Annotated in this window: 13 protein-coding genes and 1 pseudogene; 6 read left to right on the top strand and 8 right to left on the bottom strand. The window is 70.5% G+C overall.

Features of this window, described 5'->3' with window-relative positions:
* Positions 1-789: 789 nt before the first annotated feature.
* A complete protein-coding gene (locus ACZ5NJ_RS15050) occupies positions 790-1449 on the bottom strand; it encodes a histidine phosphatase family protein (RefSeq protein ID WP_468765292.1) in 660 nt (219 codons plus the stop codon).
* A gap of 827 nt (positions 1450-2276) precedes the next feature.
* On the opposite strand from ACZ5NJ_RS15050, the gene ACZ5NJ_RS15045 reads away from it, so the two are divergent.
* Positions 2277-3227, top strand: coding sequence for an alpha/beta hydrolase (locus ACZ5NJ_RS15045; RefSeq protein WP_468765291.1), 951 nt, complete (start codon positions 2277-2279; stop codon positions 3225-3227).
* Positions 3228-4469: 1242 nt separating this feature from the next.
* On the opposite strand, the gene ACZ5NJ_RS15040 is transcribed toward ACZ5NJ_RS15045, so the two are convergent.
* Positions 4470-4928, bottom strand: a complete 459-nt coding sequence (locus ACZ5NJ_RS15040; RefSeq protein ID WP_468765290.1) for a hypothetical protein — start codon at positions 4926-4928, stop codon at positions 4470-4472.
* A 136-nt stretch (positions 4929-5064) separates the two neighbouring features.
* Between ACZ5NJ_RS15040 and ACZ5NJ_RS15035 the strand changes: the two genes are divergently transcribed.
* Entirely contained in the window at positions 5065-5553 is a 489-nt protein-coding gene (locus ACZ5NJ_RS15035; RefSeq protein ID WP_468765289.1) for a hypothetical protein, read from the top strand.
* Positions 5554-6492: 939 nt separating this feature from the next.
* Here ACZ5NJ_RS15035 and ACZ5NJ_RS15030 read toward each other — a convergent pair.
* A complete protein-coding gene (locus tag ACZ5NJ_RS15030) occupies positions 6493-7773 on the bottom strand; it encodes an alcohol dehydrogenase catalytic domain-containing protein (protein WP_468765288.1) in 1281 nt (426 codons plus the stop codon).
* A gap of 274 nt (positions 7774-8047) precedes the next feature.
* Here ACZ5NJ_RS15030 and ACZ5NJ_RS15025 point away from each other — a divergent pair.
* Both ACZ5NJ_RS15025 and ACZ5NJ_RS15020 read left to right on the top strand, forming a co-directional pair.
* Positions 8048-8459: pseudogene (locus tag ACZ5NJ_RS15025) on the top strand (glutamate-cysteine ligase family protein); the annotation flags it as partial.
* A gap of 136 nt (positions 8460-8595) precedes the next feature.
* On the top strand, positions 8596-8904 hold the full coding sequence (locus ACZ5NJ_RS15020; RefSeq protein ID WP_468765287.1) for a hypothetical protein: 309 nt from the start codon (positions 8596-8598) through the stop codon (positions 8902-8904).
* Here ACZ5NJ_RS15020 and ACZ5NJ_RS15015 read toward each other — a convergent pair.
* From ACZ5NJ_RS15015 to ACZ5NJ_RS14995, 5 genes are all read right to left on the bottom strand, one after another.
* Positions 8837-9358: a S24/S26 family peptidase gene (locus ACZ5NJ_RS15015; protein WP_468765286.1), complete on the bottom strand. Its 522-nt coding sequence runs from the start codon at positions 9356-9358 to the stop codon at positions 8837-8839. The two genes, ACZ5NJ_RS15020 and ACZ5NJ_RS15015, sit on opposite strands and share 68 nt — an antisense overlap.
* A 99-nt stretch (positions 9359-9457) precedes the next feature.
* Positions 9458-11770, bottom strand: a complete 2313-nt coding sequence (locus ACZ5NJ_RS15010) for an FdhF/YdeP family oxidoreductase (protein WP_468765285.1) — start codon at positions 11768-11770, stop codon at positions 9458-9460.
* Between the two features lie 36 nt (positions 11771-11806).
* Entirely contained in the window at positions 11807-12403 is a 597-nt protein-coding gene (locus ACZ5NJ_RS15005) for an SRPBCC family protein (RefSeq protein WP_468765284.1), read from the bottom strand.
* 658 nt (positions 12404-13061) lie between these two features.
* Complete coding sequence (locus ACZ5NJ_RS15000) at positions 13062-13274, bottom strand: DUF6233 domain-containing protein (RefSeq protein WP_468765283.1); 213 nt, start codon at positions 13272-13274, stop codon at positions 13062-13064.
* A 6-nt stretch (positions 13275-13280) separates the two neighbouring features.
* A complete protein-coding gene (locus ACZ5NJ_RS14995) occupies positions 13281-13454 on the bottom strand; it encodes a hypothetical protein (protein ID WP_468765282.1) in 174 nt (57 codons plus the stop codon).
* A gap of 610 nt (positions 13455-14064) precedes the next feature.
* On the opposite strand from ACZ5NJ_RS14995, the gene ACZ5NJ_RS14990 reads away from it, so the two are divergent.
* Positions 14065-14637, top strand: coding sequence for an ATP-dependent DNA ligase (locus tag ACZ5NJ_RS14990; RefSeq protein WP_468765281.1), 573 nt, complete (start codon positions 14065-14067; stop codon positions 14635-14637).
* A complete protein-coding gene (locus ACZ5NJ_RS14985) occupies positions 14613-15095 on the top strand; it encodes a hypothetical protein (RefSeq protein ID WP_468765280.1) in 483 nt (160 codons plus the stop codon). Before ACZ5NJ_RS14990 ends, ACZ5NJ_RS14985 begins: the two co-directional genes overlap by 25 nt.
* Positions 15096-15208: the final 113 nt, after the last annotated feature.

The following is a 15208-nucleotide window of genomic DNA, read 5'->3' as shown; positions in this document are numbered from 1 at the left end:
TCGTGTGGGTCATCGCCCCAGCCGGGCCCCCACCCGTCCACGTGGAGAGCGGCGCCGGGTTGTCTACAGCGAGCAACGAGACGTGCCACTCCATCGTGCAACCACCTGGCACGGGATACAGCCATGAGGCAGGCAGCCCCTCCTTGCGGTGGAGTTGGGGCATGCGAAGCGAGGATTGCCAGTCAGCCAGGCGTCCCGGGCACGCGCTCGCCTGCGACCAGTGAAGCGACTCCTGCATCGGGCCCGAAGCCGCGTTGCCGACCTCGGTGTGAATCCGTCGGAGCAGTTCCGGCAGAGGGTGCCCGACGATCCGCTCCGCGGCAGCGACCTCCTGGCCACTGATCGGCGCGAACAGTGGCCCGCGGGGAGCGCCAGCGAAGTAGCACGCGACCTCCTCCGCTCGGGCATCGACCGTGACCTTTCCCTCGCTGCCGCGAGATATGATTCTTCCCTGGATCCGCACAAGCCCTTCCTGGCCGTAGTACTCCTCGATCCAGGCGAGCGGAACTTGGGCCCTGTCGAACCGCAGGGCTGGATCCCAGGCGCGAGCGCGCAGCTTGTCCATCAGCGCGGCGTCAGCCCCCTGATGTAGGTCCGCCTCCCTTGCTCCATCCCAAGCTGTGGCCGGCACCTGCGGTTCGAGGGAAGGTCATGCGCCGGCGAGGTGGGACAGAGCGTCGAAGGGGGCGAAGGTAGGTAATCTCCCAGCCACGACACCCGGGTCGACCCACACCAGCCGTCTCGCTGCGGCCAGCGTGCGTTCTGGCGGGGTGCCGGGAAGAGCCTGACTCAGGCGTCTGTGTCGAGGAGGTGCTGGTCGACTTCCCTGAACGACCATGTTCCTGCGGTGCGGGTGAGGACCCAGATCAGGTCGTAGCGGTCCGGCCAGGAGGTGGGGGCGCCGCTCCGCGGCGCGAGGGCCTTCACGATCGCGGGGATCCGGGAATGCTCCCAGCAGATCAGCACGGGGCCGGCGGCCACCGAGACGGCCGCCGCCAGATCGGCTTCCTTCGACTCGGCGTAGGTGAGGTCGACGGACAGGCCGAGCTGCTTGGCCAGCGGGGTGACGGTCTGTCGCATCCGGTGCCCGCCGGCGTCCGGCCCCTGATCGGTGGCGGCGTACACCTTGACGGGCCGCACCAGGCCGGCGGCCGGCTTCGGGGCGAACAGCCGCGGCAGCGCGTTGGCCCGGGCCCAGCCCCGGTCGGTCAGGGAGTGACTGTCCGGCTTGCCGTTGTCGTCCATGCCCTTCTTGCTGCCGGTGGGCTTTTCACCGTGCCGGATGATCATCGCGACCAGGTCGCCGCTGCCGCCGCTGGTGCCGTCTCCACCAGTCGTCGTGCCCGGGGATGGACTCGTGGCCTGCGCGGACCGCGGCGGGGCGGCGCCCTTGCTCTTGGAGGCGCAGCCGCCCAGCAGCAGGGGAATCGCCCCCAGCCCCCCGATCACACTGCGGCGGCTGAGCGCAGAAGACCGTCCCTCGCACCCGTGCACCATGCTTCGCGACTCCCCGTTCGGTGCCCACCCCTCGGCCGAGCACAGAGGAGCACATCGACAGGGTAGGGGAGACGTCGCGACCCGCGCGGCTGCCGGGAGGGAAACCTGACCGCCGGCCGTATGGGGAAGCCCGACGGGGCAAGGGGCGCGCGCCGGCGCCGGAGGCTCAGGCTGGGAGTGGCCGATGGTCACGGACGGTGGTGGAGGCCTGCGACCCGGAGGCGGTCCGCGCGGCGCTGCGGGGCCCGATCGGGGTGAGGGCTACCAGCGATACCAACGGCCGCTGCCGCCCTGGGGACGGACGACGAAACCGACCAGCCACAGCACCAGCACCGCGATGGCGACCCACCAGAGGACCTTCACCGCGAAGCCGCAGGGGAACCATGGTTGTCAACCTCCGAGCCGTCGAGTGCCCGGCCGCCCGTCGCCCATGCATGCGAACTTCATGCGTTTCCTACGGCAGTGCGAGGGGCCGCCGAGACGGTTGCCATAGCGGCCCGGCAGCAGCGCGACCGGCGCGCCGAGCAGGCCGGACACTGCACCGACGAGCAGCAGTTGTTCAGCACTTCCGACAGCACCCCGAGCCAGAGGCGTTCGATTTCAGGCGCTGGGGCGATCCACACGACTGGTGCGAAGAAGGTGACTCACGACCAACAAGATCGGGTGAGCCGACCGGCTCCGTTGCGGTAGCCACCCCGGCGAATGGTCCAAACCAGCGTGGGGAACGGACGTCAACTCTGCCTGCCGCTCCCCGTCGGGCTGCGCGCATACTCGACCGCATGGAGACCGTTCCGTACCTGGACCCCGAGCTGGCCGTCGCGCTGGCCGCCCGCGGCGGGGTGCCCGCGCCGCTGACGCCCGGCGGGCTGGCGGCCTGGCAGCGGCGGGACGCCGAACGGCGGCCGAGGCCGACGCTGGGCCAACTCGCCGACGGCGGACGGTTCGAGGCGGCCGAGCACGACGCGGACGGTGTCGCCGTGGTCTCCGGCCGCCCGGCCGGGGCGGACGGCCCGCTGCCCGCGCTGCTGTACCTGCACGGGGGCGGCCTGATCGGCGGCAACGCGTACGCCGTACTACCGCGCGTGCTACGGGAGTTGGCGGAGCCGCTCGGGCTGGCCGTGCTCTCCGTCGAGTACCCGCTCGCCCCCGCCGCCCGCTACCCCGCCCCGCTGCACGCCTGCCGCACCGCCCTGCGCTGGGCCGCCGAGCACGCCGGGCGGCTGCGGATCGACCCCGACCGGATCGTGCTCGCCGGCAAGAGCGCCGGCGGCGGACTGGCCGCCGCCCTCACCCTGCTGCTCCGCGACCGGGGCGGCCCCGCGCCGTACGGACAACTGCTGCTCAGCCCGATGCTGGACGACCGCGGCACCACCTCCTCGGCCCGGCAGGCCGCCGGCCACGACACCTGGGACGCCACTTCCAACGCCACCGCTTGGCAGGCTGCCCTCGGCCCCCTGCACCGTGCCCCCGACCTCCCCCCGTACGCCGCTCCCGCCCGCGCCCACGACCTCACCGGCCTGCCCCCCGCCTACCTGGAGGTCGGCTCCGCCGAAACCTTCCGCGACGAGGTCACCGCCTACGCCGAGGCCCTCTGGCGGGCCGGCGGCCACGTCGAACTCCACGTCTGGCCCGGCGCCCTCCACGGCTTCGACACCCTCGCCCCGGACGCGGCCGTCAGCCGCACCGCGGTCGCGGCCCGACGGGACTGGCTGCGGCGCCTGCTCGGCTAGACCCTCCTCCGGGCCCCGCGGGTGCCCGACGTCGCGCGCTGGTCCGACAAGATCCGTAAGGGAGGGCCTGGGGCCGCTCCGCTCATGTGTCGAAGCAGCACCAGTCTCGGGCGGGAAAGCAGACGGCAGGCGCTCCAGACGGGAGACGGCACTGGGGGAGTGCTGGTCCATCTCAGGTTCCGTACTGCGCCCGCCGCTCCTCGCGGCACGGTTCGCAGAGGGGGTTGACCGGGGCTCCATATCGCGCGCAAGTTCGATGGCTTCTCTGCACCGACAGCGAGATCGAGGCCGTCATCGAAGCGCCGGCCGAAAACCTCATCACGTTCCGACAAGTCCTCACCCAGGTGCTCGGTTACGGACGTGCGGACGCCGGACTCACGCGTGCAGGCATCTGACCGGCCTCTCCTTGAGGCTCGGAGGCGCCCTGCCCAATGAGCCAGAGATGATGCACTTGACACCCCAGCATCTCGCGGCTGGCCAGCCGCGCAACCACACACTTGACCTCTGCTGCCCGCCTCGTATAGCCATCACCAGCCACACGACCGGTCCCGGCGCCAGAACTATCGGCAGCAGACGGGTCGTATAGCCATCACCAGCCACACGACCGGTACCGCTGCCAGAACGATCAGCAGCAGACAGCACGGTATTCGGGACGGCGCCTTGAGTGGCTTGGCTGCTACCTGCGGGGCCACTCGGCGCACGTCGTCGGCGTTATACGACGTCCTGCTGGCGTACCCCGTAGTGGTCGGCCAGCTATCCGTTGCTATCCGCACCCCATAGGCCAGCGCATTCACATACACCGAGTGAGTACGGACGCCCGGCCACAAGTAGCTCACCTCGCGAGCCGTCAGCATGACCTTCTCTTCGTGCGCCATGTTCCGCCCTTCCCCCGGCAGCCGGTGACGACATCATGAACTGTCCCATAGCCAGGCGTAGTTCGTCCCGCCACCGCTCCTCGGAATTCCGACGCGGCGATCCGCTTCCCGGGCCCCGAACGCCTGGCGCGAGCGGGTGTGGCCCTCGTCATCGAGAACAGGCGGTCAGGGTCTGACCGCCGCCCCACCCCGAATCACGGCGCCGGGGCGTGAGCACCGTCAGTGCAGTTAACAGGCCAGCTTGGCCCCCGGTTTCGGCGGTGCTTCTTCTGGTCGTTGTTCTCCGGGATCGTGTGTCCGATGCCGCGTTTGCGCAGATCTCATGACCTTCAGCGCCACCGTCTTCATCGGCACCAGCCTCGACCGGCTACATAGCCCGCCCCGACGATGACATCGAATGGCTGACCTCGCGCGGCGAAAAGGCCGGCGACCTGGGCTTCACGCTGCCGCCTATCACCCTTCCGGCGAACTCCCACCGCGATACCGTGAGCATGTGCGGCCACCTCATCGCGGCCGCCCGATGGGCGGACACGACCGCCGCGACGGCGTCGGCAAGCGTCGAAGACGCCGCATCCGGCATCACCGGGTCGTCCGCGAGCGCGACGAGAGCGACTGTGAAGTGGCGGCGAACGACTTCCGCCCGCCCGGCGAACGCCCGCAACCAGCCACGGACCGTGCCGTCGGCAAGGCCCAGGTGGGCGGCGATCCGGCGGTGCCCCATGCCCAGGGCGGCTATCTCCAGTCCGGCCCTGATCACCGCGGCGGCATCCGCCCCTCGCGGCCAGAGTGCCTCCGCCAGCAGCACGTCCGAGTCCACGATCAGCACCGACAGCCTCCACCTGACCTGCAACGATCAGCCGGAACCTCTCCAGACGGGCCAGTGTTTATGTACGGATCACCCCGCCGGAAGACAACCCCACCCCGCTACCCTGCCTTCATCAGGCAGCAGCGATGATGCCCTCGTGGCGACAAACCTTGAACTCTTCGCGGACTACCACCAGATCCACGTCATGGACGAGGAATCCGAAGGCGACTTCGGCGATGCATGGACCGAACAGACCATCCTGGACGGGCTCGGCATCACCGACGGGGCCCTGGCCATCGGCACCGCCGTCAACGTCACCGTGGCCGTCAGCGTCCATGTCCTCGCAGAACAGCCCGACGACGACAGGGACGACTTTGACCACGTCATCGAGGCCAGTCTCCACCTGGCTTCGGGACGCCTCGTCGTCATGGGCTGCACCGACTACCTCCCCGACGCAGCACGCTTCGACATGCCAGCCGACTGGATTCGGGTACGAGCTTCCCGGCGGAACCTCGCTGCTGCCGTCGATGCGGACATCGACTCGTATGAGTCGCCCGAGACCGCCGAGCAGCTTCGCCTGCAAGCATGGCCCGCTCTGTTCTCCCCGCCGCACATCATCAAGCGGTGGGTACAGCCCGAGGCATAAGCCCCTCACGCGTCGGCTCTTCGTGTCCACCGTGTCGTCGCACACCAAGGAAACACCCTGGGCATCCGACCTCTGTCACGGACGTGGTCACCGCCGCTGTCGCCAGCCTCAGTTCCTGTTCATACAGAACGTCGCTCAACACGCGAGGCAGACCGCCAGCCCCCGGCCACTCGGCTGGCAACTCGCGGGGGACGGCATGCTCCTCGGCGGTGTCCGGCCGGGTCAGCCGCAGCACCTCCTCGACGGTCGCCTCCCAATGGCCTGCCCGAGCCGGGGCTTCGCGGACGGCGGGATGCAGATCCGCCGCCCGGCGGCACCCCCTGGGCGGCGTTGATGGCCCAGCCGGAGCCCGGTCAGCGCAGTCCGCATTTGGTGAGAGGCGTTGGCACTGAACTCCCGCTCTCGAAAAAGGAGTTGGATGAGTCTGTCGACCATGGTGTTCTGCGTGCGGGTCGGCTGGTGCAACTCCGCGATCCCGCACGGCCCGGCCCGGGCGCCGAGGTCGCGGCGAGGTCGCCGGCGGCGATCTCCGCCGCCCTACGGGTGAGCGCCTCCGCGGGGCCGACCTCGACTGCACCCGAACGACAGGCCCGCCAGATGGTGCACGAGGATCGAGCGACTCGCCGACGCTGTGATCACCGCGCTGGTACTGACCCGTCGCAGTCGTGGGCGTCGCCGATGACACCTCCAAGGTCGCCTTCAAGGAATCGCCTTGCCCGTGACGCCGCGCTCGGCGAGGGCGGCCCTCGTCTGGCCGGCCGTCATTTGGGAACTGGACGCGGCGGGGGAGGGCGAGAGGGCGCACGCGGGCGCGACGGACCGGAGCGGAGTGTGAGTGTCGAGGCCCATGATGTCCGGCGACCCGCACCTCCCGCTTCGACGTCCTGGGCGCCCCCTTTTCTTTCGTCCTGGCTGATCCGGCTCACCGGCCTGCGCTGCTCAACGCTTGAGTGCCCGTTCCAGCTGCTGCTTGTTCATGTGGGAGCGGCCTTCGATGCCCTGCGCCGTCGCTTCCTGGCGCAGTTCCTGCAGTGTGTGTCGGGAGGATCCATTCGTGCTCTGACTATTACCGTTGGGGTGGAGAACGACCTTGGTCCAGCCGTCGTCGCGGTTGTCGAAGTGCTCGTATGCCGATGAGGCCTCGTCGAGGTCGAGTTCGTGGGAGACGAGGAAGCTCGGCTCGGCCTTGCCGCCGGCGATCAGGTCGCGCAGGGCCCGGTTGTAGCGCTTGACGGGTGCCTGGCCGGTGCCGATCCGCTGGCCCTTGAACCAGAGCATGCCGAAGTCCAGCGGTACCTTCCCCTGGGCTTCGAGCTCGCCCTGGGCCTCGGCGCCGCCCGGGTCCTCGGGCAGGAACACACCGACCACGCCGATGCAGCCGGTGAATCGGACCGCGTCGATGAGTCCGTTCATGGTCAGGGTCGCGTCCTCCTTGCCCTGGGGGTCGTGGGCCTGGTAGCCGACGCATTCGCAGCCGTTGTCCGCGCCCAGTCCCAGGGTCGCTTCCTTGACGACCTCAGCCGGGTCCTGCTCGGCGGTGTTGATGGCGATGGCGCCGATCTCCTCGGCGAGACGGAGCCGATCGGGCTGGTGGTCGGCCACCCATACGCGGCCGGCGCCCTTGAGGATGGCGGAATAGGCGGCCATGAGGCCGACCGGGCCCGCTCCGTAGACGATCGTCTGGTCTCCGGGCTTGACGCCCGCCATTTCGGTGGCGTGGTAGCCGGTGGGGAAGATGTCGGCCAGCATCACGTAGTCGAGCTGCCGCTCGGCGGCGTCTTCACCCAGGCGCAGGGCGTTGAAGTCGCCGTATGGAACGCGCAGCAGCTCCGCCTGGCCGCCCTGGTACGGGCCCATCTCGGCGAAGCCGTACGCGGCGCCGGCCATGTCCGGTTTGGGCTGCATGGTCAGGCAGTAGTTCGTGAGGCCCTGCTCGCACTGCTTGCAGAATCCGCAGGCGATGTTGAAGGGCAGGACCACCCAGTCGCCGACCTGGACCTTGCTGACGGCCTTGCCGACCTCGACGACCTGTCCGAGGTTCTCGTGGCCGAGCGTCCGGCCCGTTTCGAACGAGGTCCGCCCCTCATACATGTGCAGGTCGGAGCCGCATATGTTGGTGGTGGTGATCTTCACCAGGATGTCGCACGGGTGCTCGATCTTCGCGTCGGGGACATCTTTGACCCTCACCGTCCGCGGTCCTTCGTACACTGCTGCTTTCATGGTTCGTCCTTGCCGACGCCACGCACTTCACGGGACTGTCCACGGCGGGTGGTGGCATCTTCGGGGTGTAGGCACGGCCGGCCATGCAGACGACCGCGGGGCGACGCCCGGCTGCCGACGGCCGGCGTCTCTCCGTGCCGCGTCTACCCCGCTCTCGCTCGTACACCACGTGGGGCCGTGCCGAATCCAGGATCCTCACGTACCAGGGCTGCGGCATGGTCGGGGGAGCCAGGGCAGGTGCGGGGATCTGACGGTGCGATCCACAGGCGGCCGCATGCGAAGCGTAGGCGTGGAAGAAGAGCTGCTGCACGTGGACGCGGACAGTGGCGCCCCGCCCGCCGTGTCGGGGGCGGTGCTGGCGGCCGCTGAGCGTTCGCCTTGGCAGCACCTGGGTACAAGGGGTCGGCGGGAGCACGGGTTCGAGAAGGAGGGCAGAAGGAGCAGTTGGAGTTCGCCGCGAAACCGGTGACCGAGATGCGTGAGCTCGAGGAGGAGATCGTGCGCATCCGCCGTGAGGGGCCCGCCACGCGGCGAGTGCCGGAGCCGTGGTGGCGGCGGTCGCGACATCTCCGCTGCCCGTCAAGCCGTCGTTGCACGTCCGGCGGCGCTACCAGTGGCTGGGCGAGCAGTTTGGACTGACGGCGCAGGAGCAGCTGACCTGCGGGTGTCACGTCCACGTGTCGGTCGCGGGCGGGAACTGCGTGTGCCGCCGGTTCGGGTGCGGCAGCGCGCACTCCTGGTGCTCTCAACTCGAAGGTGGCGCAGGCGAACCTGGCCTCCACGGTGTGCCGGTGAGGGTACACGGGGACGATTCGGCCGCCGGTGTCGGTGACCGGTCCGGAGAAGCAGGCGAACGCGAAGTCGTATGGCTACACCGGGCCGATCGGTGACAGTGAGTACGACCACCTGATCTCGCTGGTCCTCGGTGGTGACCCGGACGATCCGCGCAACCTTTGGGTCGTGCCGCTGTCTCCCGACCACAAGCCGGGCGCCGGCCCCAACAATCCGAAGGACGCCGTGGAGGCGAAGCTGTCCAAGGCGGTCTGCTCGGGCAAGGTACAGCTCACCGCGGCGCAGAACGCCATCGCCGCTGACTGGACCACGGCGTTGGACAAGCTCGCGCTCCAGTAGGGCATGGCCGACCGCCTGGAGACGGAGCGCGAGCCCTGACGGTGCGGGTCCCGGGCCGTTGCGACGGGCCCCGCCGGGGCGCGCACGGCCTTCGCGGGCGGCCGTCGATCGGTGGAGGCGAGCAGGTTCCCTGCTGCGTCACGACGACCGTCCCGGTTGTCGCCTCGCGTACCCGCGGCGTGTCGCCACCCACCGCCAGGGCCCGCTCGACCACCGGACCCCCGCGGTCCGCACCACCGTCCATGGGGCCCATCGTCACCAGCACCACATCCCCGCGCCGGACCTCTGCCGGGCCCTTGCGGAACAGCAGCAGATCCCCTTTGGAATACGTGGGTTCCATGGCCGACGCCGAGTACGTCGCGCCCCGATACAGCATCCTGGGCACCAGCCCACCGCCGACCACTAAGGGAAGCCCGGCCAAGAGCAGTACGAGGGCCGGCGAGATCAGCTTCATGTCGCCGCCCGGGTCGTGGCCGGCCTGCGCGGCATCTCCACCCGTGCGGGGGCCGCCGGGGCGCGACGTTCCCGGCCCCGGCCTCGGGCCCGGTCTTGGTCAGACGGGTGCCGGCTTGCACCGGTCGCCTGTGGGTTCCAGGCGGACGATGATGCCTTTGGAGGTGGGCTGGTTGCTCATGTCGGCGACGCTGTCGAGCGGCACTAGGACGTTCGTCTCCGGGTAGTAGGCAGCGGCCGACCCCTTGGCCGCGGGATAGGAGACGACCTCGAAGTTCTCGGCCCGGCGCTCGGTGCCGTCCTCCCAGACGCTCACCAGGTCCACCCGGTCGCCCTGGGCGAGACCGAGCGCGGACAGGTCGGCCGGGTTGACCAGGACGACGTGGCGGCTGCCGTGGATACCGCGGTAGCGGTCGTTGTTGGTGTACGGGACGGTGTTCCACTGATCGTGCGAGCGCAGGGTCTGCAGCAGCAGGTGTCCCTCGGGAGCCAGGGGGACCACCGGCTCGTTGCAGGTGAAGCGTGCCTTTCCGGTCTCGGTCCGGAACACGCCCTCGTTGACGGGGTTCGGGAGCTGGAAGCCTCCCGGGCGGGTCACGCGGGCGTTGAAGTCGTGGAAGCCCGGCACGATCCGGGAGATGCTGTCGCGGATGGAGTCGTAGTCGCCCTCGAACTTCGCCCAGGGGATGTCCCCCGTGCCGTCGACGCTGAGCCGGGCGAGCCGGCACAGGATGGCGACTTCGCTGAGCAGCATGCGCGAGGCCGGTTCGATCCGTCCCCGGGAGGTGTGCACCTGGCTCATGGAGTTCTCGACGGTGACGAACTGCTCGCCGTCGGCCTGGACGTCACGCTCGGTGCGCCCCAGCGTCGGCAGGATCAGGGCGGTGTCGCCGCAGACGGTGTGCGAGCGGTTGAGCTTGGTGGAGATGTGGGCGGTCAGCCGGCACCTGCGCATCGCCTTCTCGGTGACCTCGCTGTCGGGCGCTGCGCGCACGAAGTTCCCGGCCAGGGCGAGGAAGACCTTGACGCGGCCCTCCAGCATCGCCTTGATCGCGTTCACCGAGTCCAGGCCGTGCGGGCGGGGCGGGTCGAAGCCGAACTCCTCTCGCAGGGCGTCCAGGAAGCTGTCCGGCATCTGCTCCCAGATGCCCATGGTGCGGTCGCCCTGGACGTTGCTGTGGCCGCGCACCGGGCAGACGCCCGTGCCGGCACGTCCCAGGTTGCCGCGCAGCATCAGGAAGTTGACGATCTCCCGGACGGTGGGGACGCCGTGCTTGTGCTGGGTGATGCCCATTGCCCAGCACACGACGACTCGTTCGCAGGCGAGGACCTCGTCGCGGACGTTCTCGATCTCCTGGCGGGTCAGTCCCGTCGCCGCGCGCACGTCGTCCCAGTCGACGGTGCGGGCGTGCCGGGCGAACTCCTTGAATCCGGAGGTGTGGGCGTCGATGAAGTCGTGGTCCAGGACGGTGCCGGGGCGCGCGTCCTCGGCCTCCAGCAGTAGCCGGTTCAGTGCCTGGAACAGGGCGAGGTCCCCGCCGGGCTTGATGTGCAGGAAGCGGTCGGCGATCTGGGTGCCCCGCCCCAGGACCCCGCTCGGCTTCTGCGGGTTCTTGAAGCGCCGCAGCCCCGCCTCCGGCAGCGGGTTGACCGCCACGATGCGGCCGCCGTTGCGCTTGGCCTCTTCCAGGGCGGAGAGCTGGCGCGGGTGGTTGCTGCCGGGGTTCTGCCCCACCAGGAAGATCAGGTCCGCGTGGTGGAGGTCGTCCAGGCTCACGGTGCCCTTGCCGACGCCGAGGGTCTCGTTCAGGGCGAAGCCGCTGGACTCGTGGCACATGTTGCTGCAGTCGGGGAGGTTGTTGGTGCCCAGGGCGCGGGCGAACAGCTGGAAGACGAAGGCGGCTTCGTTGCTGGCCCGGCCGGAGGTGTAGAAGGCCGCCTCGTCGGGCGAGTCCAGCCCCTTGAGTTCCTGCGCGAGGACTCCCAGGGCGGCGTTCCAGCCGATGGGCTCGTAGTGGTCCGATCCGGGCCGTTTGATCATCGGCTCGGTGAGCCGGCCCTGCTGGTTGAGCCACATGTCGGAACGGGCGGCCAGGTCGGACACACTGTGCTCGCGGAAGAAGTCGGCGGTGATCCGGCGCGTGGTGGCCTCGTCGTTGATGTGCTTGGCGCCGTTCTCGCAGTACTCGTTGCGGTGGCGCCGGCCCGGGGCGGGGTCCGCCCACGCGCAGCCGGGGCAGTCGATCCCGCCCACCTGGTTCATGGTCAGCAGGTCGACCCCGGTCTTGCGCGGGGAGGTCTGCTCCAGGGAGTACTCCAGCGCGTGCACGACGGCGGGGACCCCGGCCGCCCACTTCTTCGGCGGTGTCACGGAGAGGGAGGTGTCCGGCTCCTCACCGGGCGGGTTCTGCATCGCTTGGCCTTTCTCTTGCCGTGTCGGGCGGGCAGGTCAGCCGACGGGCCACTGGGCGACACGGCTCCTGGGCGGTTCCGGGGTGTCGTGCTGGACACGGCCGTTGCGGATGGTGCCGCGCCAGGCGCCGCCCTCCTGGCCGAGCCCTTCGATGAAGTCCTTGAAGCTGACGATTTCTGCGCGCACCAGCCGAGCGGCCAGCGCCGTGACCCTGGAGGAGCGGGTGAGGACCCTCAGGGCGCCGCGCGGCCGCAGGAGCATCCGGATGGTGACCGCGGTGCCCCCGGACTCCGTGGGCCGGAACTCGACCTCGCCCTCATGGGTGGGATACTGCTCCAGGCCCCGCCAGGCCAGGTAGGCGTCGGGGTCCTGTTCCACGATCTCGACCGCGAAACGGTGGCGCACCGGGCCGTAGCCGAGGGTCCAGGCGGTGACGGTGGGCCTGACCTGCTCGACATCGCGCACCACGGCCGAGAAACGCGGGAACGTCTTGAATTGCGTCCACTGGTTGTAGGCCGTACGCACCGGCACCGCGACCTCGACCGTCTCGTCGACGTGCCGCTCGCTCAGCGGACGACGGCGTGCGACGCCGTCGCCGCCGGTGCGCCCGTCGTCCTCTTCGTGCGACATCATGATCCTTCTTCCGGTGAGAAAGCCAGGCATCCGCGCGCCCCGGCCCCCTGGCGGGCCAGGGCACCACTTCCGGTTCCCCGATCCCGGGCTTCACATCACCCGACCGTACCCCCGACGCCTGCGCACGGGCCCCAAGGCAAGTTCGCCGGCTTCTCCCGGCGCCCGGCCGCCACCTCCAGCTTCAGCCCTGCCCCGGCCACCCGCCACCGACCGCACCCCGGCAGGGTCCTCCCTCGATCCCGTATCTCCTGGCGCGACCAACGGGCCGCTGCGCGATCCTCCCGGCCGACCTCACGCGGCGCGGGGCGGCGAGGGGCGGCCTCACCACCGCCGACGGGGCGGTGCTCACGCTGAACTCCTTCGTCAACGAGCTCTACGCCAAGCTGCCGGACACCACCGATTACGTCGCCCTCGCCACGCTGTGGCAGGCCGCCTACGGCGCCCTCCGGGCGGGCGGGACGTCGGCCTCGGCCCCACGGGTGCGCGCCGCCCTCACGCGTGGACCGCAACGGCAGTTGGCATACTCCGGTGATCAGCCACCGGGCCGGCAGCGGCGCATACAGGAACGTGGTGCTGTTCCTGGACTGGCACCGGGACGACCACGGGTACCAGGCGCACGACACAAGGGGTCCCCGACCGTCTGACCTGCCAGTTTCGGTCAGTCGCCGGGGGTGTGCCCGTCCTCCTGGCCGTGGGTGAGGATCGGCAGCAGTGTCTCGGCGGCGTCGCATCCGGTGCACGCGAGCGTGCCGGGTCGGCCGAGGGCGTCGAGGGCGGCCGTCGTCTTGACCGGCACGGCCCGGTCGGTCGCCAGCTGGCATCCCTCGGCGTGCACGGTGGCCGCCCGTGCGCTGGTGCGGCCGTCCAGCACCCACACTCACGGCGTCGCCGGGGCCGGCGTGCCGGTGGGGTTGCGGTGGGTGGGTACCTGGGCCAGGGCGACGCCGGGGATGGGGCGCAGCTGCGCGGAGGTCACCCACGTGCTGTACTCGGCCGGCTCGACACCGCCCTCGGTGGTCTGCCACAGGGGTACCCGATGCGGTACATCCACAGCCCGGTGTCCATCTGGAGCCGCTCGTAGAGCCGCACGCGCCCGATCTCCTGCCCGTCGGGCAGCAGGAGGGTGATCGCTGCGGGCGGTGGTGGGGGGTCGGTCACGGTCAGGGGCGGTCGAGCCGTTCCGCCCGGGCCTGTCGGCATGCCGCGCACAGGGGGCTGGCGCCGGCTCCGTAGCGCGTGGTGGCCCGGCGGCAGCGGACGCACGGCCCGGTCGAGACCGGAGTGGGCCGTGGGGGTGCGGGGTCGATGGGGCGGCTCATGCTGCGGCTTTCCGCCCCGGGCCCGTGGGGGTGCGGGCGGCACGGTGCAGGTCGGCTGCGCCGACCGGTCGGGGCGGTCCAGTAGGGGTGTTCGCAAAGGCCGAGGGGCCCACCCTTCTTCGGTGGCGCCCGCACCGCGGGCGCCGAGCGGGCCCGCGATGCCCGCGACCACGCGACGGCCGCCCGCGCACTCACCGTGGAGTAGAACGGAACTGAGTATTCAATCTGTCATCAGACGCCATCTGCGGATCTGCGGCGCTCAGTCACAAGATGGGCGAGGCGGGGCGTCGTCCTCGCCTGATTCGTTCGATCCTGGAGGGAGGAGAGGGCGAGGGAGGCCCTGTGACGTTGCGACCGCCGGTGGAGCCGATGCTCGCGCAGGCCGCCGAGTCGGTGCCGGGCCCGGCCGCCCTGCGGGCCGGAGTGGCCTACGAGCAGAAGCTCGACGGGCACCGCGCGATCTTGTTCACCCCCGCCGGGCCGGGCGGGACGGTGGTGGTGCAGACCCGGCGCGGGGCGCTGGTGCAGGACCGGTGGCCGGACCTGGTGGCCGCCGCCGAGGCGCAGCTCCCCGCAGGGCTGGTCCTTGACGGCGAGCTGGTCGTCTGGGACACCTCGGAGGGCCGGTTGTCCTTCGGGGCGTTGCAGCGCCGGGCCGCCGCCCGTGCTCGCGGCGCCGCCTCCCTCGCTGCCAAATGGCCGGCCTACTTCGTCGCGTTCGACGTGTTGCAGATCGGCGGTCAGGAGCTCTTGACCCGCCCTTACGCCGACCGGCGCGCCCTCCTGGAGGGCCTGTTCGCCGACCACGCCCTGACGGCCCCCTGGACGCTGTGTCCGATGACCACGGACCTTGCCAAGGCCCCCGGGAATGGCTCCAGACCTGGACTGACGTGTCCGGGGTCGAGGGAATCGTGATCAAGCCCCTGACCGGCAAATACCTCCCGGGCTATCGTGGCCGCTGGACCAAGATCAGAAGACGCGACACCACCGAAGCGGTCATCGGCGCGATCACCGGCACCCCCACCCCGCCCCCAGCTCCTCGTCCTCGCCGCCACGACGCCGGCGGCCGGCTGCGCGCGGTTGGCTGGACCGTACCGCTGCGGCCGGACGTCTCCCGACAGGTCGGCGAGTACCTTGCCGCGGCCGGCCCGGGGCACCCGTTCGAGTGGGTGCGGTTCACTTCGGCGTGGGGGAGTTGCGACGTCTTGGACGTGGTGCGGGTCCGTCCGGAGGTGGTGGCGGAGGTGAGTGCGGACCGGGCGGTGGACCACGGGGTGTTCCGTCATCCGCTGCGGTTCCAGCAGATCCGCCTGGACACGACGGCAGGCGATGTGCCGCCGTTCGGGGCGGGGCCCACGGCGGCAGCCGGCTGACCGCTTCACCGTGGGCAGGCCGTCACCGCCAGGTACGCGCGAGGGGCCGCCCACCGGGTGGTGGCGGCCCCTTGGGAGCTTGGCTCAGGTGCGGTCGTCTCTTTTGGATCAGG

The sequence above is a fragment of the Streptomyces sp. NPDC032091 genome, assembly GCF_055580265.1.
Note: the sequence above shows the minus strand (reverse complement) of the source record. Positions and strands in the feature narration are given on the sequence as shown.

Bases quoted from the DNA above. Each gene is read 5' to 3' on its own strand.
- ACZ5NJ_RS15045 (WP_468765291.1), top strand. From the start codon at position 2,277: ATGGAGACCGTTCCGTACCTGGACCCCGAGCTGGCCGTCGCGCTGGCC.
- ACZ5NJ_RS15030 (WP_468765288.1), bottom strand. From the start codon at position 7,773: ATGAAAGCAGCAGTGTACGAAGGACCGCGGACGGTGAGGGTCAAAGAT.
- ACZ5NJ_RS15015 (WP_468765286.1), bottom strand. From the start codon at position 9,358: ATGAAGCTGATCTCGCCGGCCCTCGTACTGCTCTTGGCCGGGCTTCCC.
- ACZ5NJ_RS15010 (WP_468765285.1), bottom strand. From the start codon at position 11,770: ATGCAGAACCCGCCCGGTGAGGAGCCGGACACCTCCCTCTCCGTGACA.
- ACZ5NJ_RS15005 (WP_468765284.1), bottom strand. From the start codon at position 12,403: ATGATGTCGCACGAAGAGGACGACGGGCGCACCGGCGGCGACGGCGTC.